This window comes from uncultured Aliiroseovarius sp., from assembly GCF_947492455.1.
GTDB lineage: Bacteria > Pseudomonadota > Alphaproteobacteria > Rhodobacterales > Rhodobacteraceae > Aliiroseovarius.
On record NZ_CANLNB010000004.1, the window covers coordinates 352415 to 373727 of the forward strand.

The following is a 21313-nucleotide window of genomic DNA, read 5'->3' on the forward strand; positions in this document are numbered from 1 at the left end:
TTCCGGCTCGGGCCGGTCGCGCTTAGAATCCGGCACCGGCGAAGCTTCTGGGTGCGGGGTCGATAATGACCACTGATCCGTTCTGGATCTGAGCAATCGCCAGACCGCGTTCGTTCGTACCATCGCCGCGCAGGCGGAAGATGCCGTTGACGCCGACGAAGCCCTGCGGCTGGGTCAGAGCGGTGGTGGTCAACGCGTTCGCCTTGCCTGCCTTGACCAGTGCGCCGATGGCCGCAATGCCATCATAGGCCAGCCCGGCAATCGGATGCGGCGTGGCGCTATATTTGGCCTGATAGCGGCCCGAGAAGCGGCTGCTCAGCGCCGGGTCCGGAATGGCGAACCAGCCGCCTTGCAGACCAGGCAGGGACATCGCGTTTGCGGGAATATCCCAGCGTTGCAGGCCGATATACTGGATCGTTGCGGGATCGACGCCGTTCTCGGGCAGCAGACCCGCCAGGAACGGCAGTGCCCCGGATGTGCCCGAGGTCAGGAAGATCGATTGCGCGCCCGACTCGCGGACTTGTTCGCTGATCCCGGGAAGGGCGTTCACAATGCCGTTCTGCGAAAGCTCGAACGAGGACGTGCCCGCCAGCGTTGCCCCCGAGTTCTGGATGGCGGTTTGAATGGCAGCGCTGCCTTGGGCTTCGGCCTGATCTTGTCCGTTTACGATCAAGATGTTGCCTTTGCCTTGGCGCGTGGCATAGCGCGTCAGGCGGTTAGCGGTGTTTTGGAACGTGTTGCCCAAAATGAAGACGTTGCCGCCCGCTATGTTGGGGTTGTTTGAAAAACTCAGCACATTCACGTTGCGACGGGCGACGGCAACGCCTGCCGCATTGGCGTTCTGGGCGAAGACCGGGCCAAGGATGACCTTGGCGCCGTCATTCACCGCCTTGGTCGCCATCGATGCGGCCTGATTCGCGTCGCCTGCCGTGCTGTAGACGCGCAGGTCAATCGTGACGCCAGACAACTCGGACATGGCCAGACGGGCAGCGTTTTCCAGAGACCGCGCCAAGTTCTCGTCATTCTCGGATCCCGATCCTGACGGCACCAGAAGGGCAACGGGCACGGGTTTCGAGGTGTTGATATTCTGCCCAATCTGCGATCCCGTAGGAGTACAGGCGACAAGGGCGGAAAGCGACGCAGCAACAGTAAGAGCACCCAGCGACTTGCGGGTACGTGCGAAAACGGCAAACATACAATATCCTTTCCCGGGCGAGGCAGATCGCACCCCGACAGACGGCTACATAATAACTCTCAGAACAGACAGGTCCAGTGTGAAACCCCTGATTACTCCCCTTGATCCCGGACTTTATCTGGTGGCGACACCGATCGGAAATGCACGTGATATTACGCTGCGTGCGCTGGATGTGTTGGCCTCGGTTGATGTGATTGCGGCCGAGGATACGCGGACCACGCGTAAGTTGTTGGAAATTCACGGAATTGCGCTGGGGGACCGCAAGGTGATTGCCTATCACGACCACTCGGGACAGGCCGGTCGCGATGGGATTATGAAGCTGATTGGGCAGGGCAAATCGGTGGCCTATGCCAGTGAAGCGGGCAGTCCGTTGGTGGCGGATCCCGGCTTTGCCCTTGCGCGGGATGTCGCGCAAGACGGCGGTTTCGTGACGGCACTTCCGGGGGCGACTGCGGCCATCACCGCGCTCAGCTTGTCGGGCCTGCCTTCGGACCGGTTCTGCTTTGCAGGATTTGCCCCCACGGCCAAAGGGGCGCGTCAGAAATGGCTGGCCGAGTTGCTGTCTATTCCTGCCACGTTGATCATCTACGAAAGCCCGAAACGCATTAACCGGCTGTTAGAGGATCTGTGCTCCACTGAAGCAAAGTCCCGCCACGCCGCCATTTGTCGCGAGCTGACCAAGAAATTCGAAGAGATTCGGCGCGGAACGGTGCAAGAGCTATGCGACCAGATCGCGGATATGACCTTGAAGGGCGAAATTGCCCTTGTGTTGGGGCCGGCGGAAGCGGGCGGAGAAGAAGTGGATCTGGACCAGATGTTGGCGACGGCCTTGAAAGACATGAGCATGAAAGATGCGGTTGCGATGGTGACGCAGGCGACAGGTTTGCCACGTCGTAAAGTCTATCAAGCCGCACTGGCGATGGGGCGCGACACATGAGCGGGATGGTGTCTTATCTGTCAGGAATTGCCGCTGAAGACGCGGTGGCGCGCGCTTATCAGGAGGGCGGGCGGCAGGTTGCGTTTCGCCGTTGGCGCGGCAAACGGGGCGAGATTGACCTGATTGTGCGCGACCGCGACGAAGTGATCTTTGTCGAAGTAAAGAAATCACGTGATTTCCTGCGGGCGGCCGAGGCGCTGTCGAAGGCCCAGATCAAACGCCTTTACCAAACGGCTGCTGAATTTCTGTGTGGTGAACCCAAAGGTGACCTGACACCCAGCCGTTTCGATGTGGCCTTGGTGAACGGGACGGGCGAAGTTCAAATCCTTGAAAATGCGCTGGGCTACTGAATTGGGAGGATGACCCCATTGCGTCACGGGATGCTCTGCCCCATTTATGGGGGACTGAATTCAGACGGAGCCCCACATGTCGCTTAAAGTTGCCATCCAAATGGACCCGATCGACCATGTCGACATCAATGCCGACAGCTCTTTTCGCATTGCGGAAGAGGCGCAGGCGCGGGGGCACAGCCTGTTCTATTACACGCCTGACCAGCTGTCGTACCGCGAAGGGCGCGTCATTGCGCGCGGCTGGCCCCTGACCGTACGCCGCGAACAGGGCAATCACTTCACGCTGGGCGAATTGCAAGACGTGGACCTGTCCGAGATGGATGTGGTTTGGCTGCGGCAGGATCCGCCCTTTGACATGGGCTATATCACCACGACCCATATTTTGGACATGATCCACCCGGACACGCTGGTTGTGAATGATCCGTTCTGGGTGCGCAACTATCCTGAAAAGCTGCTGGTTCTGGAGTTCCCCGACCTGACGCCACCCACCATGATCGCGCGTGATTTTGAAACGCTAAAATCGTTCAAGCACGAGCATGGCGACATCATCCTGAAGCCGCTCTACGGCAATGGCGGCGCGGGTGTGTTCCGGCTGGACGAGAACGACCGCAACCTTGCCTCGCTGCACGAGCTGTTCGCGGGCATCAATCGCGAGCCGCTGATCGCGCAGAAATTCCTGCCCGACGTCTCGAACGGCGACAAGCGTGTGATCCTTGTGGATGGCGAGCCTGTGGGTGCCATCAACCGTGTGCCTGCTGCTGGCGAAACCCGCTCGAACATGCATGTGGGCGGACGGCCTGAGAAGATCGGCCTGACCGAGCGTGACCTTGAAATCTGCGCTGCCATCGGCCCGCTTCTGCGCGAGAAAGGCCAGATTTTCGTCGGCATCGACGTGATTGGCGACTATCTGACCGAGATCAACGTGACCTCGCCCACCGGCATTCAGGAGCTTGAACGGTTCGACGGCACAAACGTGGCCGAAAAGATCTGGCAGGCCATCGAAGCCCGCCGCGCATGAGCTGGCTGCGCCGCCCTCTGAACCTGTGGCTGCGCCTGACGGAACGTCCGGCGCTAACCCGCGCCACGCCCCATACGGTGCATCGCGTGCGCAGAAGGTTCGAAAGGGTGACGCGCCTGACGCTGCCTCCTCCGCGCGGTCTGCGGTATGATTGGCATGACCACATGACGCGCCCGGTGATGGAAATTGATCCGGGCGTGGCCGTTGACGCGCCGATCCTGTTGTACTTCCACGGTGGCGGCTATTTCTTCGGCTCGCCCAGAACCGTGCGCAACATGGTTGGCCGCATCGCGCATGCGTCCAATGTGCGGGCGCTTTTGCCGGTCTATCGTCTGGCCCCGGAACACCCATTTCCAGCCGCCCCAGAGGATGCGCTTGCCGCCTATCGCGATGTGATCGCTGCGCATCCCGATCGCCCCATCATCCTGGGCGGAGACAGTGCCGGGGGTGGTCTGGCGCTGGTGTTACTGTCGCAAATCGTAGCGATGGGGCTGCCTATGCCCGCATTGACGGTCGCCTTGTCGCCGCTCACGGACATGTCCACCAGCGGCGCGTCGATCAAAGACAACGATGCGACCGAAGTGGTTTTGCCTGCTGAACGGATGGAAGATCTGGCCCGGTATTACCTCGACGGCGCTGATCCCCTCCACCCGCTCGCCAGCCCGCTTTTTGCCGAGTTTACTGGGGCGACGCCGGTCCTGATCACTGCCAGCCGGTCCGAGATTTTCTTGGATGATGCCCGCCGCATGGCGCAGGTGCTGGAAGATCACGGCGTGTCTGTCGACCTGCACGAAGCCGACGGTCTGCCGCATGTCTGGCAGATGTTTGCGGGAAGACTGCCCGAGGCCAATCACTCGGTGCGCCGCATCGCGGCGGCCATCGAGCAAGCGCTTGCAGATCACGCGGTCTGACCGACCAGACGATACCCCAACGCCTCGGCCACATGGCTGCGCCCGACGCCGTCCGCCCCATCCAGATCTGCAATCGTCCGCGCCACGCGCAGCACACGATGATATCCGCGTGCAGACAGCCCGAAGCGATCTGCGGCCTTGTTCAAGATCTCGCGCCCGTCGGGGTCGGGGGTGGCGACCTGCGTCAGAAGATCGCCTTCGATGTCACAGTTTGTCGTGACCTCGGGCTGATCCGCATAGCGCTCGGTTTGGCGCGCGCGGGCCTCGGCCACACGGGCGGCGATTGTTGCGGATGTCTCTCCTGTCGCGGGCAAATCGAGGTCCTGAAAGCTGACCGGAGGCACTTCGAGCCGCAGGTCAAAGCGATCCAGCAATGGCCCAGAAATCTTGCCCATGTAATCCGCGCCGCAATTGGGCGCGCGGTTACAGGCGCGGGCGGCGTCGGTCAGGTATCCGCATTTGCAGGGGTTGGCGGCGGCCACCAGAAGGAAACGGCTGGGATAGCGCAGATGGGCATTCGCCCGTGCCACGGTCACGTCACCGGTTTCCAAGGGCTGGCGCAGGGTTTCCAGTGTCTGGCGGTTGAACTCGGGGAACTCGTCCATGAAGAGAACACCGTTATGGGCCAGACTAATCTCGCCCGGTTTTGCGCCGCGCCCACCGCCGACGATGGCGGCCATCGAGGCGGTGTGATGCGGCGCGCGGAAGGGGCGGGTTTGTGAAATGCCGCCTGCATCCAGAAGCCCAGACACTGAATGGATCATCGAGGTTTCCAATGCCTCGCGTGCGGACAAGGGCGGCAGGATGCCGGGCAGGCGGGCGGCCAGCATGGATTTGCCAGACCCGGGCGGGCCGACCATCAAAAGGTGGTGACGTCCGGCGGCGGCGATCTCGAGCGCACGCTTGGCACGCTCTTGGCCTTTCACCTCGGCGAAGTCTTTTAGGGTGGCTTGCGTGGTAACCTGCCCAGCGGATGCGGGCATGATGGGCGATTGTCCGGTGAAATGCTGCAGCACCCCTGCAAGACTGTCAGCGGCCAGCACTTTGGTGGCGTCGATCCACGCGGCCTCGGCCCCGCAGGCTTTGGGGCAGATCAGGTCCAACTCGTGCTCGGCAGCGGCGAGGGCCGCAGGCAGGGCGCCCAGCACGGGGATCAGCGATCCGTCCAGAGACAGCTCTCCGATCGCCAGCGTGCCCGCCAAATCTTCGCGGGGGATCAACCCTGCCTCGGCCAGCAGGGCCAGCGCGATGGGCAGGTCGAAATGCGAGCCTTCCTTGGGCATATCGGCGGGCGACATGTTGATGGTGATTTTGCGCGGAGGCAGGGCGACCGACATCGAGGCCAACGCCGCGCGCACCCGTTCGCGCGCTTCCGAGACCGCTTTGTCCGGCAAGCCCACGATGGCAAAGCTGGGCAACCCGGGCGAGAGGGCGCATTCGACCTCGACTATCTTGGCGTCGATGCCTTCGAACGCCACCGTGCTGATGCGTGCGACCATTGTTACCCTGCGATCCAACCTGCCCCGTTTCAGGCAGGCTAGACCGGCATGGTTAGCAAAGGGTTAACGCGCCTTAACCCTTCTGTGCCACCATGTTCATGAAAGCGGGCCACGCTTCTGGGTCGTTAACTGTCTTGTCGCGGCAGCCCGGATTGCAGAAGCCCCAGACCTGTCCGTTCAGCGACAGGAAATCGGTGACCGGATCGCCGGAATACGGACAGGCGTCGTTGATCGATGGGCCGTCACAGGCGTCGGCCGTTAAGGGGGCGGGGCCGGGCCAGTCCGACAAGGGCAACCCGTCGATATAGGGCACCGGATCATAGGACTTCAAAAGCCCAATCGCGCGCCAGCGGCGGAAGGCAGGATCGGCCAAATGCGCGGCGGCATAGGCTTGCGCTTCCGCGCTAACCGGCAAGCCAAACCCGGCGATCCGTGCGGCCACGGGGGCATAGAATACATCTGCCAGCGAGTAATCTCCGAACAGCCACGGGCTGTCGTTACGACCGAATTTCGCGCGGGCGATGGTCCATAGGTCTTCGATGCGGGCGAGATCGGCCAGAACCTCGGCGGAGGGCTCAAACCCGTCGACCACGCCCAAAAGCTGCATGGGGCAATCGCCGCGCAGCGCACCAAAGCCCGAGTGCATTTCGGCCACCAGCCAACGTGCCAGCGCACGGGCGGCGGGGTCTGCGGGCCAGAGGCCAGCATCGGGGTGACGCTCGGCCAAAGTCTCGGCCATCGCCAGTGTGTCGCCCACCGGGATGCCGTCCGGCGTCTTCATCACGGGGACAAATCGCGCCGGGGCCAGCTCGGCCAGATCTTTTTTCAATGTGCCGCTATAAAGCCCGGCCAAATGGGCGCGATACGGGATGTTGAACGCTTCGAACATCAGCCAGCCGCGCAGCGACCAGCTCGAGAATGTGCGGTCGCCAATGTAAAGGTCATAGGTCATGCAATGAGCCTAGCGCAGGATGTGGCGCGATCAATTTCCAATTTGTGACGGACCTCTTCACGGCAGGTGATTGATTGCCTCGACCGACCACGCGGCGCCGTCCCAGTGCAACTGTGTGACCGACAGGTTGTCGATCTTGTGGCCAAGTGCGTCATAGGCCGTCATGCTTCCCGCCCGTGCAATCTGGGTCAGGATCACGCCAAAATGGGCCACTGCGATGATGTGCCGGTGGCCTGCGGCATTCAGCCCGTCCACCACGCCCGACACACGCGCGGCCAGTTGGTTCCAGCTTTCGCCACCCGGTGCAACGTGATCCCCCGGTGTTTCCCAGAACGCGCGCGACAGGTCCGGGTCGCGGGACGAGACCTCTTGCCAGCCCAGCCCGTCCCAATCGCCAAAGTGAAATTCACGCAGGTCGGGGTGATGGGGCAGGCGGGGCCGTTCACCCCCGATGGCGTCTGCTGTGGCCGAGGCGCGGATCAGATCGGATGAAATCACCGTCGCCTCATCCGGTAGGTGAGCAGACAGCCGCGCCAAGGCGTCCGCGTCCGATAGGTCAGCGGGCAGATCCCGCCAACCCACCATGTTCTTGGCATGGGTCGGGCCGTGACGCACCCACCACCATGTGACGGGCGCGGTCATGGCGCACCTTCAGGCAGGGTGCCTTTCAACGCCAAGGGCAGGCCGGCCATTACCGTGACTACCAGATCGGCACGTTGGGCGATGCGCTGATTCAATTCGCCCTGCGCCTGCCGGAACCTCCGTGCCAAGGCGTTTTCCGGGACAATCCCTGCGCCGACTTCGTTCGAAACGACGACCACCGGGGCCGCGCAGTCGGAAATGGACTTGAACAGAGTGGTTTCCGCCGCGCCCAGATCGGTTTCCGCAAACAACTGGTTCGACAGCCACATGGTCGCGCAGTCGAACAAAACCACTTCGGTCGCGTGCGCACAATCGAGGGCGACAGTCGCTTCCAAAGGCGTTTCGATCGTGCGCCAACCGTCCCCGCGCCGGGCTTGGTGTCGCGCGATTTTGTCGTCCATCTCGGTGTCAAAGGACTGCGCCGTTGCGATATACAGCATCGGGCGACCTGTGGCCGTGACCAGCTGCTCGGCATAATCCGACTTGCCGGATGCCGCGCCGCCCAGCACGAGGGTTAAGGGGGGAAGTGTCATGCTCATCCATCTGACGTGGCATTGCGACACAGGGTGCGTCAAGGCGAAAGCGCTTGAGGGCGGCGGGACTGCACCCTAGCCTGACTGCATGAAACAGTTGCTGATTGCCCTGACCCTGTTTGCCACGCCCGCCTTGGCGCAGACCGCGGAGGATATGTCGCGTCTGAAGGCGGCGGATGTCGTCAATCTGGGCGAGGTGCATGACAACCCGGCCCATCACGCGACGCAGGCACAGATTGTGCGTGATGTGGCCCCCGCCGCGCTTGTGATCGAGATGTTGGGGCAGGAGGACGCCGACGCCTTGGCCGCAGATCCCGCCGCGTTCGCGGAGCGCTGGGCCGAGACCGGCTGGCCGGATTTCCACATGTATCTGCCGATTTTTAAGGCGCATGACGGCCCAATCATCGGCGGCGCCGTTCCCCGCGAGGTGGCGCGTGCGACCTATGCGGATGGTGTCGCGACGCATTTTCAAGGGGATGCGGCGGCCTATGGGCTGACCGACGCGCTGCCTGAGGACCAGCAGGCGCAACGGATCGAACTGCAGTTTCAGGCCCATTGCGAAGCCATGCCGCGCGAGATGATGGGAGGCATGATCGAGGTGCAGCGCCTGCGTGATGCGACGTTGGCTACCGGTGTGGTGCAGGCGATGGCGGATACGGGCGGCCCAGTCGCGGTCATCACCGGAAACGGCCACGCCCGCAAGGACTGGGGTGTGCCGTCCTATCTGGCGCGGGTTGCGCCAGAATTGCGCGTGATTTCGGTCGGGCAGGGCGAGGATGGCGTGCCGCCAGAGGGTGGGTTTGACATCGTTCTGGATGCGCCCGCGCCGGATCGCCCTGACCCATGTGCGCAGTTCAAATAGAAGCTGCCCATTGAAAGGCAGGCTGCGGTCCCGTAACTGTTTGATTGTACTTCAAAGGGGATCCCCATGCTGGCTGGCAAACACATCCTTCTGATCATCGGCGGCGGCATCGCGGCCTTCAAATCCTTGGACCTAATCCGGCGCCTGCGTGAACGCGGGGCCGAGGTCACACCCGTGATCACCAAAGCCGGGCAGGAATTCGTGACGCCGTTGTCGGCGTCCGGGCTGGCGGCGAACAAGGTTTACATTGATCTGTTTGACCTGACCGACGAGGCCGAGATGGGCCACATCGAGCTATCCCGTGCTGCCGACTTGGTGGTCGTCGCGCCGGCCACGGCAGACCTTTTGGGCAAGATGGCCGGGGGGCTGGCGAATGATCTGGCCTCGACCCTTTTAATGGCGACGGACAAGCGCGTGCTGGTCGCGCCCGCGATGAACGTGCGCATGTGGGAACACCCGGCCTGTCAGCGCAACGTAGAAACTCTGAAAGGCGACGGCGTTCTGTTCGTCGGCCCGAACGAAGGCGCGATGGCCTGTGGCGAGTTCGGTCCGGGCCGGATGTCCGAGCCGTTGGAGATCGTATCCGCTGTTGAAGCCGCTTTGATGGACGGTCCCTTGAAGGGCAAGCATGTGCTTGTGACCTCGGGGCCGACGCATGAGCCGATTGATCCTGTGCGCTATATCGCCAACCGATCATCCGGGGCGCAGGGTACTGCGCTGGGCCGCGCTTTGGCCGCACTTGGGGCAGATGTGACCTTTGTTACTGGGCCTGCTGACGTGCCGCCGCCTGAGGGGGTAAAGGTGGTGAAGGTGCAATCGGCGCAAGAGATGCTGAAGGCTGTGAAAAAGGCGCTGCCCGCCGATGCCGCTGTCTTTGCGGCCGCCGTGGCGGACTGGCGTGTGGCCTCGGCCTCGGACAGCAAGATCAAGAAGGACGGCAAGGGCAGTCTGCCGGTGCTGAAGTTTGCCGAGAACCCCGACATCCTTGCAACCGTCAGCCAGATGAAGAAGGGCCGCCCGCCATTGGTTGTGGGGTTTGCCGCCGAGACCGACGACGTGATGGCCAACGCCACGTCCAAGCGTGAACGCAAAGGCTGTGACTGGATTGTTGCCAACGATGTCAGCCCGGAAACTGGGATTATGGGTGGGTCTGAAAATGCGGTGACTCTGATTTCCGAGACTGGCGTCGATGTCTGGCCGCGTATGGGCAAGGACGATGTCGCCCGTCAGCTGGCCGCGCGGATTGCCGAGGCGCTGGCGGAATAGATTCAATGCCTCCGGCGGAGGTATTTATGACAAGAAAATGAGGGGGCCGATGCCACAGATCAAAGTTCTTCGGGAAGAGGGCGCGGATGCGGCCGTGGCGCTTCCGTCCTATGAGACTGCCGGGGCGGCGGGTGCGGATTTGCGCGCCAATCTGCCCGAAGCGGATCGTGCTGCGGGATGGGTTTTGGCGCCGATGGAGCGGCGGATTGTGCCGACTGGATTGCGTGTTGAAATCCCAGATGGGTTTGAAATGCAGATCCGTCCGCGGTCCGGGTTGGCGGCCAAACATGGTGTGACGCTGGCCAATGCGCCGGGGACAATCGACAGTGACTATCGCGGGCCGCTTGGGGTGATCTTGATCAATCTGGGCGCTGAGCCCTTCACCGTTGGCCACGGCGAGCGCATCGCGCAGGCGGTGATCGCACCTGTGGTGCAGGCCGACTATGTTCAGGTGGACGCGCTGGGTGATACCTCGCGCGGGGCCGGTGGGTTCGGGTCAACGGGGCGCGGCTAAGATGGCGTGGGTCCTTCTGACATTGGCGCTGATCTGGTTGGGCGGCGCCTATATGCGGTTCTCGAAGGCGCAGCGCTGGTATCTGACGGGGCTTGTCGCGGTGGTCGTTTTGCTGAGCTTCGCGGTTCTGCCTGCTGGCAATCCCATCGCCGCCAGTCTGGGCGGCAACTTCACCATCTGGGCCGTGTTCTTTGCGATGATCGGGCTGGCTGCGCTGTATGGGCGTGGGCTAGCGTGGCTGAAGTCTCGCGTGCCAGAGGCGCCGGCGGCAGACACGGATGACGGCCCCTTCACGGATACCGAGTTGGAACGCTACGCCCGCCACATCGTCTTGCGCGAAATTGGTGGGCCGGGGCAGGTGGCGCTGAAAGAGGCCAAGTTGCTGGTCATCGGCGCAGGGGGGCTTGGTTCGCCGGTGCTGTTGTATCTGGCAGCCGCTGGCGTCGGCACCATAGGCGTGATTGACGATGACGTGGTCGACAATTCGAACCTGCAGCGGCAGGTAATCCACCGTGACGCCGACATTGGCGTGCCCAAGGTCTTTTCAGCCGAAGCCGCGATGAAGGCCCAAAACCCCGCCATCGAGGTCCGCCCGTATAATCGCCGCCTGACGGAGGATATCGCCGAGGATTTGCTGTCGGACTATGACCTGATCCTCGAAGGCTCGGACAATTTCGAGACGCGCTATCTGGTCAACCGCGTCGCCGCCAAGCTGGGCAAACCCGTCATCGGCGGCGCGCTTAGCCAGTGGGAGGGGCAAGTCTCGACCTTCGATCCCGCGCGCGGCGCGCCTTGCTATCAATGCATCTTCCCCGAGGCCCCGGCCGCCGGTTTGGCCCCGTCCTGTTCAGAAGCCGGCGTCGTCGGCCCGCTGCCTGCCATCATCGGTGGCATCATGGCGACGGAAGCCGTGAAAGAGATCATCGGCGCGGGCGAGGGCCTGCGTGGCCGGATGCTGATCTATGATGCGATGTATGCGGAGACGCGGGTGATCAAGACCAAGCGGCGCGAGGGGTGTGAGGCCTGTGGGTGATGGGTTCAGGTATCATCCAATCTGTTTCGTCCTAACCAGTTGGAAACCGTGATGACCAGGAAAACAGATCGCGACAGTCTCCGGCAAGAATTGAGCGCACTTCTGGCTGGTTTGGAGTTCTATCGCTCTTGGGCAATTGACGCACTAGAGATAGAGAATGGGCACGTCACCCAAGAGGTCCTCGATCAGATTGTAATGCCGTCTTCATTCTATTTGGATGTTTTTGACGATGCACCGGACGCGCGTTGTTCTCAAGTGCTCACAGAGGTTCGAAACTGGTATTCGCACACTGCCAAGGACTTGCCAAAGCAACGCGGCGAGAAAGAGGCGCAGACGTTTTTTGACGGCTTTCAAGACGCTCTGGGATTCGATTTTCACACTGCCTCAAAGAACGTTCGCAACGTTGCAGAAAAAGCGTTGAAGCAGAAACAGATATTGAACGACGAGGACTACGAGACTCTTTTCGAGCTTGAAACCAATCTGTCTCAGCACATTCTGAACGCGGAAGAAATGGGTCAGATTTCTCGGCTACTGCGGTTGTTTGAGGACGCGCAGAAATAGCCCCCTTCCATTCCCCCCTCACGCCCCCTAGCTTTCCCTCAAAGGAGATCCCCATGACCAACCCGCTTCTGTCCGCTTGGGACACGCCCTTTGAGCTGCCGCCGTTTGACCTGATCACGGATTCCGATTTCGAACCGGCTTTCCATGCTGCGCTGGACGACACTCGCGCGGCCATTGCGGCGATCACGGACACCAAAGACGCGCCGACATTTGCCAATACGATCGAGGCCTTAGAGCTTTCCGACGCGCTGCTCGACCGCGTGTTGGGCGTGTTTTACAACGTGGCGGGCGCTGACAGCAGCCCCGCGCGCGAGGAATTGCAGCGCACGTTCTCGCCCTTGTTGGCAGCGTTTTCGTCTGAGGTGACGATGAACGCGGATCTGTTTAAGCGGATCGAGACGCTATGGCAATCGCGCGATGGCTTGGGGCTGACCGATGAACAATCCCGCGTTCTGATGCTGACCCGCCGTCGGTTCGTGCGGTCCGGTGCGTTGCTTGAAGGCGGGGATCGGGAACGGTTGAAAGAGGTGTTGGAGCGTCTTGCCACATTGGGGACCGAGTTCACCCAGAACCTTCTGGCAGATGAACGCAGCTGGTTCATGCCCTTGGGCGAAGGTGACTTGGAGGGGCTGCCCGATTTCGTGCTCGACGCCGCCCGCGCGGCTGGGGCCGAGAAGGGTGTGGACGGGCCCGCGGTGACGCTCTCGCGCTCGGTCATCACGCCGTTTTTGCAGCATTCGACCCGCCGTGATCTGCGGCAGAAGGCCTATGAAGCGTACACCGCCCGAGGTGCCAATGGCGGCGACACGGATAACCGTGCGATTGCCGCCGAGACGCTGCAATTACGTGAAGAGCGCGCGCGTCTGTTGGGCTATGACAGCTTCGCCGCCTTCAAGCTTGAGACCGAGATGGCGGGCACGCCTGACCGGGTGCGCGAACTGCTGATGCAGGTTTGGGAACCAGCGCGGGATGCGGCGAACAAAGACGCCGCTCGCATGACCGAGATGCTGCACGCGGGCGGTCATAATGGCGATCTGGAGCCGTGGGATTGGCATTTCTATGCGGAACGTCGGCGCGAGGCCGAGCATGATCTGGACGAGGCCGAGATCAAGCCGTTCTTGCAGCTCGACCGGATGATTGAAGCGTCGTTTGACACCGCGAACCGCCTGTTCGGGCTGGAGTTCGCGTCCTTGGACGTGACGCTCTATCACCCCGACGCCCGCGCTTGGGAAGTGACGCGGGGTGGCCAGCATATCGCGGTCTTCGTGGGTGACTATTTTGCCCGTGGATCGAAACGCTCCGGCGCGTGGTGCTCGGCGATGCGCAGCCAGCAGAAACTGGCGGGCGACATCCGTCCCATCGTGGTCAACGTGTGTAACTTCGCTAAGCCCGAGGACGGCCAGCCCGGCCTTCTGTCTTGGGACGATGCGCGGACCCTGTTCCATGAATTTGGCCACGCGCTGCACCAGATGCTGTCTGATGTGACCTATCCGTCGATCTCGGGCACGTCCGTGGCCCGCGATTTCGTTGAGCTGCCCAGCCAGCTTTATGAGCACTGGCTGGAGGTGCCCGAGGTGCTGGGCAAGTTCGCCACCCATGCCAAGACCGGTGAGGCGATGCCGAAGTCGCTGCTGGACAAGCTGCTGGCGGCATCGACCCATGACACCGGGTTTCAGACGGTCGAGTTCCTGTCCTCGGCCATTGTTGATCTGGACTTCCACGACGGCGCGGCCCCGGCCGATCCGATGGCGGCGCAGGCGGCGACGCTCGACCGCATCGGCATGCCCGCTGCCATTCGCATGCGCCACGCCACCCCGCATTTCGCCCATGTCTTTGCGGGCGACGGATATTCGTCGGGGTACTACAGCTACATGTGGTCCGAGGTCATGGATGCCGACGCTTTCGACGCCTTCACCGAGACCGGAGACGCCTTCGATCCGTCAATGGCCGCGAAACTGGAAGAGCATATCCTGTCGAAAGGCGGGTCCGTGGATGCGGCAGACCTGTACACCGCGTTCCGGGGCCGTTTGCCCGGGGTCGAGCCGCTTCTGAAAGGGCGCGGGTTGACTTAACCTTTTTGGGGGTCGTCGGGATGCGTTTCGACCCCCACAGGATCCTTGTGGATCAGCACATCCGTATTCGGGTAAGCGCGCAGAATGGCGCGTCGGAGGCTGGCGCCGATCGCGTGCGCCTCGTCCAGCGTTTGTGCGCCGTCCAGCTCGATATGCAGGTTGATAAAGGTGATCGAGCCTGCCCGGCGAGTCTTTAGATCGTGAAAGCCGTGGATGCCGGGGTGGTTGCGGGCGATGGCCTCGACCCCCGCAATCACGGCGGGATCGGCGGCGCGATCCATCAAGGCGTCCCACGCGGTTTTGAAAATGCGCAGGGCACCCACGGCCAGCATGATCGCGGCGCCGATGGCGACGACGCTGTCGATCTGCTCCATCCCGAACCAGGCGGCGGCCCAGAGCGACAGGATCGCGCCGATATTGGGGATGAGGTCGCCCAGATAGTGCAGGCTGTCGGCCTTCACGACGGCAGAGCCGGTGCGCGTGGCGACATGGCGTTGCCACAGGACCAAGGCCAGCGTCAGCACGATCGAGACGACCATGACGAAGATACCGCTTTCATGGGCCATGATTGGAGCGGGCTCTCCTGACAACAGGCGTGCCACGGCGGCCCACGCGATGATTCCGGCGGAGACCAGAATGAACAGGCTTTGCCCAAGTGCGGCCAGATCCTCGGCCGAGGAATGGCCAAAGGCGTGATCCTCGTCCGCGGGGCGTGAGGCGTACCAGATCGCGGCAAGCGCCCCCAGCGACACCATCAGATCCATTGCACTGTCTGCCAGCGATGCGGCCACAGACAGCGCTTGAGTTTCGCCAAGCGCCCATAGCTTCAACGCCACAAGCGTGACAGCGACAAGCGCGGAAGCGGCACCCGCCGAGAGGTTCAGTTTGGTGTCGTCAGGTTTATTCATATGTCTGGGCTAGCCCACGCGGGCGGGGGGCGCAAGTTGCGTGCGCTACTTGATCTCTTCATCGGGGCCAACGCCCCAGATCGTATCTTTGGTGGTCCAACCGCGAATCCCATCGGCTTTCAGCCGGCACCAGACAGGCCCGCAGCTTTCGATCCGAGCGATTACGCCCGCCTCGAGATAGGCATTGATCTGGCTATCCGGGTCCGCGCGGCTGTAGAGTGGCGTCAGGTCTTGATCGACAATTGCGGTACGTGCGCCGGACAAAAGCGAGTAGTGGACCCAACCGCCAACACCGTCGCGATCCTGCACCTGACGCCAGTGCTCGTATTCGCCGATGACACGCAGCGGCATCCCGCGTTTTTTGTACACCCAGTCAATGCGATGCCTCAGGGATGGGCCGCGGCGTACATTGCCTTCGGACCCTTTCAAAGACACAAAACGGGGAATCGGCAGGTTGGTGACTGCGCCGCGTTCCACCTTGGCTTCTGGGATTGGATCGGTCTGCGCATGGCTTATCTGAGCGGCCAGAACAGCAGCGCATATGGATGCTGCAAAACGGATGCCAAATCGAAAACTCACACTGATCTCCTGCTGCCCAACACCGCCCGCGCAATTTTATTTCGTCTGCGATCCGGAGAGAGCTTGTACCTTGCCTCGTTCCTTGTCACTTTGTCAGGGACACGCGCAAAAGAAAACCCGCAGGGAGGGCTCGCATGAGTGCTGAACGTCTAAGTGTTGTCGTGACGCGACGGTTGCCCGAGGTTGTCGAGACCCGGATGATGGAGTTGTTCGACGTTGAACTTCGGGACGATGACAAACCGATGAGCCAAGCCGAGCTTGCTGACGCGATGAAGCGTTGCGACGTGCTGGTACCGACCATCAATGACCGGATTGATGCCAATATGTTGGCGGGCGCCGGTGAACGCCTTCGATTGATCGCCAACTATGGCGCGGGCGTGGACCATATTGATGTCGGATCGGCCCGTCAGCGTGGCATTCTGGTATCCAACACACCGGGCGTATCTGCCGATGACACGGCGGACATGGCCATCGCGCTGATTCTTGCCGTCACCCGCCGCTTCCCGGAAGGCATCCGCATGATGGCGTCTGGCGAATGGGAGGGCTGGTCGCCCACCGCCATGCTGGGCCGCCGCATTCAAGGCCGCCGCGTCGGTATCTTGGGCATGGGCCGGATCGGTCAGGCCGTCGCCGCGCGGGCGCGCGCCTTTGGGATGCAGGTCCATTATCATAACCGCCGCCGTCTACACGCGCAGATCGAAGAGCAGTACGAGGCCACCTATTGGGAAAGCCTTGACCAGATGGTGGCGCGGATGGATGTGATTTCCATCAACTGTCCGCACACACCGTCGACATTCCATCTGATGAACGCCCGCCGTCTGAAGCTTCTGAAGCCTGATGCAGTGATCGTGAACACCTCGCGCGGGGAAGTAATTGACGAAAACGCGCTGACCCGAATGCTGCGCGCGGGCGAGATCGCCGGCGCCGGTTTGGATGTCTACGAGCACGGCAACGAAATTAACCCCCGTCTGCGGGACCTGCCCAATGTGGTGGCTTTGCCGCATATGGGGTCGGCCACGGTCGAAGGGCGCATCGAGATGGGTGAGAAGGTTCTGATCAACATCAAGACCTTCGCCGACGGCCACCGTCCGCCTGATCAAGTTGTGCCGGGGATGCTGTGACTTGCACCTAATCGCTCTTTACTATGCCGCGCCGATTTTCCTGATCGTCGCATTAGTAATGGCGAAGTCGAAAAGTGATCGTGATGCTAAGTGTTCGTACGTGACACGTTCTCATTTCTGGGGCTATGTCCTGGGTTATTCGGCCGTGTTTTGCGCAGCGCTTGTTTTGTTCTTCGCCTTGCCCGTGATTGTCTTCACGCCGCTTTCGGAATGGCCGCCTTACTTACTTTGGGTCGCTCTTTGGGCAGGTGCGATTTTGATCACGGGTATTTTGACACTCAGGAGAAGCCGGTATGGCACTATGTTTTTGGTAGTGCTGTCAGCGTTCCCCCCTATCTGGATTCTTTGGGGCATTTATTTGCGAAATCGTTGGCAAGAGTTGTCGATGTCAGAGCCATCCCGAGGACGATAAAGGGTGCTAGAACACATTTTTTGAGCAACAGGGTTAAGGAAGGTTAACATGCGCAAACAAGCTGCCCTCGTCTGCTTAACGGCCAGCATGCGTCGCCTGCTGGCCCTTCCCGTGATGGTAGGCTTCGCCTGCGTGCTGGCTGGGGTCTATGGCATCGTGCACAACCAGATCAGCTTTACGGTCGGACCGGACTATTTCTATGCGCTGAAGTTCCCGCAGTTCCGCATTCCCGAGCTTTTGCAAAGCCGGGTGGGGGCTGCCTATGTCGGCTGGCAGGCCAGCTGGTGGATGGGGCTGGTGATCGGCATTCCGATTGCGGTCATGTCGCTGGGGATCCCGTCGCCCAAACAGGCGCGGCGCGTGTTTCTGCGGGCGGCAGTATTGGTGGTCGTGATTGCCCTTGCGCTGGGATTGGTCAGCTTGGCGTTTGAGCCGCCGATGGACCATATCCCGGTGCCCGCCGCGGCCAAGGATCCCATCGGATACGGGCGCGCGGCGATGCTGCATGATACATCTTATCTGGCGGGATTGATCGGGTTGGTGGTCGGGCTGATCTATGTGGGGGCGCAGGTGCGCGCGGAACGCCGGAAGGCCTTGAAGCCCCGATCCGAGGGGCAATAGCATGCTGAAACATGCCGCTCTTGTTGCGCTGATCTGCTTGGTTGCCTGTTCGCGTCCCCTGTCCGAGAACGAGGTCCAGATGTCGCAGACCCTGTTCGGAGACACTCTGGACACCAGCAAGGTCCGCGTGCGGGCAGGGATCGGCCTTCTGCCCCTGCCAAGGCCCGAGCCGATTCCCGAAGACGCACCAAAAACCGCGCCCCGCGACATTCCAAAAACCGTGTGCGACCGCGTGCCTCAGCCGGACCGGGAATGGGAGTTTCCGCCGGGCTTTGCCCTGTGGAATCACATCTATCTGAAACGTGCGCTTTATCGTGACGATATGTTCGCGGGCTGGCCCAATAGCCTGCCCATGCCCCACGTGCTTCTGATGGCGCACGAACTGGTGCATGTCTGGCAATGGCAGAACCGCGACCGCACGGGCTATACGCCGTCCAAATCCGGGGCAGAAGGATTTCAGGAAGGCGATCCGTATTATTGGCCGGGTCGCGAGGCGGGCGCTTTTCTGTCCTACAACTTCGAAGCGCAGGCCGCTTTGGTCGAAGACTATATGTGCATGACGCTGTTCGTTCCCGACCATCCCCGCCGCAAAGAGCTTGAGGCGCTGATCACGCCCGTGATCCCCGTAGACCAGTTGTCTGACGCGTTAGGGCGTTGAATCCGCCACCTATGTCGTTTTCATTCTGTGTAAGGTCGGGCAGGTTCGGACCTGACCGCTGCCTTTCGGCATCTATGATGCAACAGATTTTTCCCAAGGGAGTCGCCCCATGAAAACCAATGTAAAAGCGCTTGTCGTCGGCGGTGGTGCCGTCGGTACGTCGATCGCCTATCACCTGGCCAAAGCCGGCTGGGATGATGTGATGCTGATCGAGCGTGACGAGCTGACCTCGGGCTCGACCTGGCACGCTGCCGGTCTTTTGCCGCTGTTCAACATGTCCTATGCGACGACCCACATCCACGACTACTCGGTCAAGTTCTACAAAACGCTGGAAGAAGAGACCGGCTTGAACGCGGGCTTCGCCGTTGTGGGCAACCTGCGTATGGCGCAGACCGACGAGCGTATGGATGAATACCAGCTGTACGCCTCGACCGCGGACACCGTTGGCATCAACTATGAATTCCTGACCCCAGATCAGATCAAAGAGCGCTGGCCGCTGATCGAAACCTCGGACCTGAAGGGTGCGCTGTATCACACCGAAGACGGCTATATTAACCCGGCAGACGTAACGCAGGCGATGGCTAAAGGCGCCCGTCAGCGCGGCGTGGAAATCGTGCGCAAGCTGCAAGCCGACGCCTTCAACTGGACCGGCACCCACTGGGAAGTCACCTGCACCAAGATGGTGGAAAAAGGCGGCAACCTGATTCCGTCTGACGAACAGGTCGTCATCACCGCCGAGCACGTCGTGACTGCCTCGGGCAACCACGCACAGCGCACCGCCAAGATGCTGGGCATCAAAATGCCCGCCATCCCGGTCGAGCACACCTTCATCGTCATGGACAAAGACCCCGAGCTGGTCAAATGGCGTGAAGCCGGCAACCCCGAACACCCCGTTGTGCGCGACGCCGACAACGAATCCTATGCCCGCGAAGAGCGTGGCGGCTGGATCCTTGGTATTTACGAACGCGGCGCACCCGCACAGTTCGAGCATGGCGTGCCCGACAGCTTCCGCGCCGACCTGTTCCCGCTGGATCTGGACCGTATTGCCGACCAGTACATGGCAATGGCCGAGCGCGTGCCGTCCTGTGCTGAATCGGGTCTGAAAGACGATTTCAACGGCCCGATCTGCTACACCCCCGACGGCAACCCGCTGGTGGGTCCGGCATCGGGTCTGCGCAACATGTGGCTGGCGGAAGGTTTCAGCTTCGGGATCACCGCTGCTGGCGGCACCGGCTATTACCTCGCGCAGATGATGGTCGATGGCGAAGCCGAGATCGACATGGCGTCGCTGGACCCCAAGCGTTACTCGTCGAACTGGATGACCACCGAGTTCGCAGCGCGTAAGAACGAAGAATGCTACGAGCACGTCTACATCCTGCACCACCCGGATGAAGAACGCCCAGCATGTCGTCCGCTGCGCACCTCGCCCGCTTATGACCGCCAGAAAGAAAAAGGCGCTCAGTTTGGCTGGGTGAACGGTTGGGAACGTCCGAACTATTATGGCCCCATCGACGCGCCGTCGAACTTCGATGAAGAAGCACGTTCGTTCCGCCGTGGTGGCTGGTGGCAGTACGCTGTCGACGAAGCGAAAGCCGTACGTGAAGGCGTTGGCCTGATCGACGCAACCGCGTTCACCAAGCACGTCGTCAAAGGCCCCGGTGCGACCGCGTTCCTGGACTGGTTCACCTGTAACAAACTGCCGCGCGTTGGCCGGATCAACCTGACCTACGCTCTGACCTCGGCAGGCACCACCCGCACCGAATACACCATCGTGCGCAATGGCGAGAACAACTACTACCTTGTTTCTGCCGGTGCATGGACCGAGTACGACGCCGACTTCTTGCGTAAGGCGGCCGAGGACAAGATGGAGGAGTTCGGCTACATCGAAATCCAGGACGTAACCACCCAGTGGGGCGTTTTTGCCATCGCCGGTCCGAAGTCGCGTGACGTTCTGAAAGAGATCATCGTCGATGCCGACCCGGAAAACGCGCTGACCAACAAAGCGTTCCCGTGGCTGTCGGCCAAGCAGATCGAACTGGGCATGTGCCCAGTGAACGCGATCCGTGTGGCCTATACCGGCGAACTGGGTTGGGAACTGCACCACCCGATCGAGATGCAGAACTATCTGTGGGATCTGCTGACCAACGCAGGCGAGAAGCACGGCATGAAGCTGGTCGGCGCGCGTGCGCAAAACTGGCTGCGTCAGGAGAAATCCTACCGCGCATTCGGCACCGAGCTGGGCCGCGACGCGACCCCGGCTGAAGCCGACCTGCCGCGCTTCATAGATCTGGAAAAGGACTTCCACGGCAAAGAGGCCATGCTGGCAACCGGTGTCCGCGTGAAGTGCTGCACCCTTCTGATCGACGGGCCGGACGATGCGGATCCGTGGGGCCGCGAGGCGCTGTTCCTGGATGGCAAGAAAGTGGGCCGTCTGACCTCGGGCGGCTATTCGGTCGCGTTCGAGAAGTCGATCGGCATGGGATACCTGCCGCCGGAACTGGCAGTGCCGGGCCAGAAGCTGAAGGTCAAGATCATGGGCGCGCTTTACGACGCCGAGGTCACGGTCGACAGCCCCTATGACCCGAAAAACGAAACGATCCGCGTCAACGGCTGATCGATTCAGAAACAGACAAAAGGCCCTGCGATTGCGGGGCCTTTTTCTTTTTGTA

General features: G+C 61.5%; 21 protein-coding genes. 14 read left to right on the forward strand and 7 right to left on the reverse strand.

Going from position 1 to position 21313, the window contains the following annotated elements; genetic code table 11:
• Positions 1-22: 22 nt before the first annotated feature.
• Positions 23-1195 (reverse strand): penicillin-binding protein activator, encoded by a 1173-nt coding sequence (locus tag Q0677_RS11610; protein ID WP_298909879.1) that lies wholly within the window; start codon positions 1193-1195, stop codon positions 23-25.
• 121 nt (positions 1196-1316) lie between these two features.
• On the opposite strand from Q0677_RS11610, the gene rsmI reads away from it, so the two are divergent.
• The 4 genes from rsmI (at position 1317) to Q0677_RS11630 (ending at position 4411) form a co-directional block, all read left to right on the forward strand.
• On the forward strand, positions 1317-2132 hold the full coding sequence (rsmI, locus tag Q0677_RS11615; RefSeq protein ID WP_298909881.1) for a 16S rRNA (cytidine(1402)-2'-O)-methyltransferase: 816 nt from the start codon (positions 1317-1319) through the stop codon (positions 2130-2132).
• Positions 2129-2482: a YraN family protein gene (locus Q0677_RS11620; RefSeq protein ID WP_298909883.1), complete on the forward strand. Its 354-nt coding sequence runs from the start codon at positions 2129-2131 to the stop codon at positions 2480-2482. Before rsmI ends, Q0677_RS11620 begins: the two co-directional genes overlap by 4 nt.
• Before the next feature lie 76 nt (positions 2483-2558).
• Positions 2559-3500, forward strand: a complete 942-nt coding sequence (gene gshB, locus Q0677_RS11625; RefSeq protein ID WP_298909886.1) for a glutathione synthase — start codon at positions 2559-2561, stop codon at positions 3498-3500.
• On the forward strand, positions 3497-4411 hold the full coding sequence (locus tag Q0677_RS11630; RefSeq protein WP_298909889.1) for an alpha/beta hydrolase: 915 nt from the start codon (positions 3497-3499) through the stop codon (positions 4409-4411). The genes gshB and Q0677_RS11630 overlap by 4 nt, the downstream gene beginning before the upstream one ends.
• On the opposite strand, the gene Q0677_RS11635 is transcribed toward Q0677_RS11630, so the two are convergent.
• The 4 genes from Q0677_RS11635 to cobU form a co-directional block, all read right to left on the reverse strand.
• A complete protein-coding gene (locus Q0677_RS11635; protein ID WP_298909891.1) occupies positions 4399-5910 on the reverse strand; it encodes a YifB family Mg chelatase-like AAA ATPase in 1512 nt (503 codons plus the stop codon). The two genes, Q0677_RS11630 and Q0677_RS11635, sit on opposite strands and share 13 nt — an antisense overlap.
• A gap of 73 nt (positions 5911-5983) precedes the next feature.
• Positions 5984-6862, reverse strand: a complete 879-nt coding sequence (locus Q0677_RS11640) for a glutathione S-transferase (protein ID WP_298909894.1) — start codon at positions 6860-6862, stop codon at positions 5984-5986.
• Between the two features lie 57 nt (positions 6863-6919).
• A complete protein-coding gene (locus Q0677_RS11645; RefSeq protein ID WP_298909896.1) occupies positions 6920-7504 on the reverse strand; it encodes a histidine phosphatase family protein in 585 nt (194 codons plus the stop codon).
• On the reverse strand, positions 7501-8043 hold the full coding sequence (gene cobU / locus Q0677_RS11650) for a bifunctional adenosylcobinamide kinase/adenosylcobinamide-phosphate guanylyltransferase (RefSeq protein WP_298909897.1): 543 nt from the start codon (positions 8041-8043) through the stop codon (positions 7501-7503). Before cobU ends, Q0677_RS11645 begins: the two co-directional genes overlap by 4 nt.
• An 82-nt stretch (positions 8044-8125) precedes the next feature.
• Here cobU and Q0677_RS11655 point away from each other — a divergent pair, with 82 nt between their 5' ends.
• The 6 genes from Q0677_RS11655 to Q0677_RS11680 all read left to right on the forward strand — a co-directional run bounded on the left by Q0677_RS11655 (position 8126) and on the right by Q0677_RS11680 (position 14345).
• Complete coding sequence (locus Q0677_RS11655) at positions 8126-8899, forward strand: ChaN family lipoprotein (protein WP_298909899.1); 774 nt, start codon at positions 8126-8128, stop codon at positions 8897-8899.
• A gap of 66 nt (positions 8900-8965) precedes the next feature.
• On the forward strand, positions 8966-10165 hold the full coding sequence (gene coaBC, locus Q0677_RS11660; protein WP_298909901.1) for a bifunctional phosphopantothenoylcysteine decarboxylase/phosphopantothenate--cysteine ligase CoaBC: 1200 nt from the start codon (positions 8966-8968) through the stop codon (positions 10163-10165).
• Between the two features lie 49 nt (positions 10166-10214).
• Positions 10215-10679 carry a dUTP diphosphatase gene (gene dut / locus Q0677_RS11665; protein WP_298909903.1) on the forward strand — a complete coding sequence of 155 codons (465 nt, stop codon included), beginning with the start codon at positions 10215-10217 and terminating at the stop codon, positions 10677-10679.
• 1 nt (position 10680) lies between these two features.
• A complete protein-coding gene (moeB, locus tag Q0677_RS11670) occupies positions 10681-11712 on the forward strand; it encodes a molybdopterin-synthase adenylyltransferase MoeB (protein ID WP_298909906.1) in 1032 nt (343 codons plus the stop codon).
• A 51-nt stretch (positions 11713-11763) separates the two neighbouring features.
• On the forward strand, positions 11764-12273 hold the full coding sequence (locus Q0677_RS11675; RefSeq protein ID WP_298909907.1) for a hypothetical protein: 510 nt from the start codon (positions 11764-11766) through the stop codon (positions 12271-12273).
• A 53-nt stretch (positions 12274-12326) separates the two neighbouring features.
• Positions 12327-14345, forward strand: a complete 2019-nt coding sequence (locus Q0677_RS11680; RefSeq protein WP_298909910.1) for a M3 family metallopeptidase — start codon at positions 12327-12329, stop codon at positions 14343-14345.
• Here Q0677_RS11680 and Q0677_RS11685 read toward each other — a convergent pair.
• Positions 14342-15253: a cation diffusion facilitator family transporter gene (locus Q0677_RS11685; RefSeq protein ID WP_298909913.1), complete on the reverse strand. Its 912-nt coding sequence runs from the start codon at positions 15251-15253 to the stop codon at positions 14342-14344. The genes Q0677_RS11680 and Q0677_RS11685 overlap by 4 nt on opposite strands.
• Positions 15254-15298: 45 nt before the next feature.
• Positions 15299-15781 carry an SH3 domain-containing protein gene (locus Q0677_RS11690; RefSeq protein WP_298910467.1) on the reverse strand — a complete coding sequence of 161 codons (483 nt, stop codon included), beginning with the start codon at positions 15779-15781 and terminating at the stop codon, positions 15299-15301.
• Between the two features lie 185 nt (positions 15782-15966).
• Here Q0677_RS11690 and Q0677_RS11695 point away from each other — a divergent pair, with 185 nt between their 5' ends.
• The 4 genes from Q0677_RS11695 to Q0677_RS11710 all read left to right on the forward strand — a co-directional run bounded on the left by Q0677_RS11695 (position 15967) and on the right by Q0677_RS11710 (position 21258).
• The gene (locus tag Q0677_RS11695) at positions 15967-16953 is read left to right on the forward strand and encodes a D-glycerate dehydrogenase (RefSeq protein ID WP_298909916.1); all 987 of its coding nucleotides are present in this window, start codon (positions 15967-15969) and stop codon (positions 16951-16953) included.
• 460 nt (positions 16954-17413) lie between these two features.
• Positions 17414-17986 (forward strand): hypothetical protein, encoded by a 573-nt coding sequence (locus Q0677_RS11700; RefSeq protein ID WP_298909919.1) that lies wholly within the window; start codon positions 17414-17416, stop codon positions 17984-17986.
• Between the two features lies 1 nt (position 17987).
• Positions 17988-18644, forward strand: coding sequence for a hypothetical protein (locus tag Q0677_RS11705; protein ID WP_298909922.1), 657 nt, complete (start codon positions 17988-17990; stop codon positions 18642-18644).
• Positions 18645-18753: 109 nt separating this feature from the next.
• Positions 18754-21258, forward strand: coding sequence for an FAD-dependent oxidoreductase (locus Q0677_RS11710; protein ID WP_298909924.1), 2505 nt, complete (start codon positions 18754-18756; stop codon positions 21256-21258).
• Positions 21259-21313 lie beyond the last annotated feature (55 nt).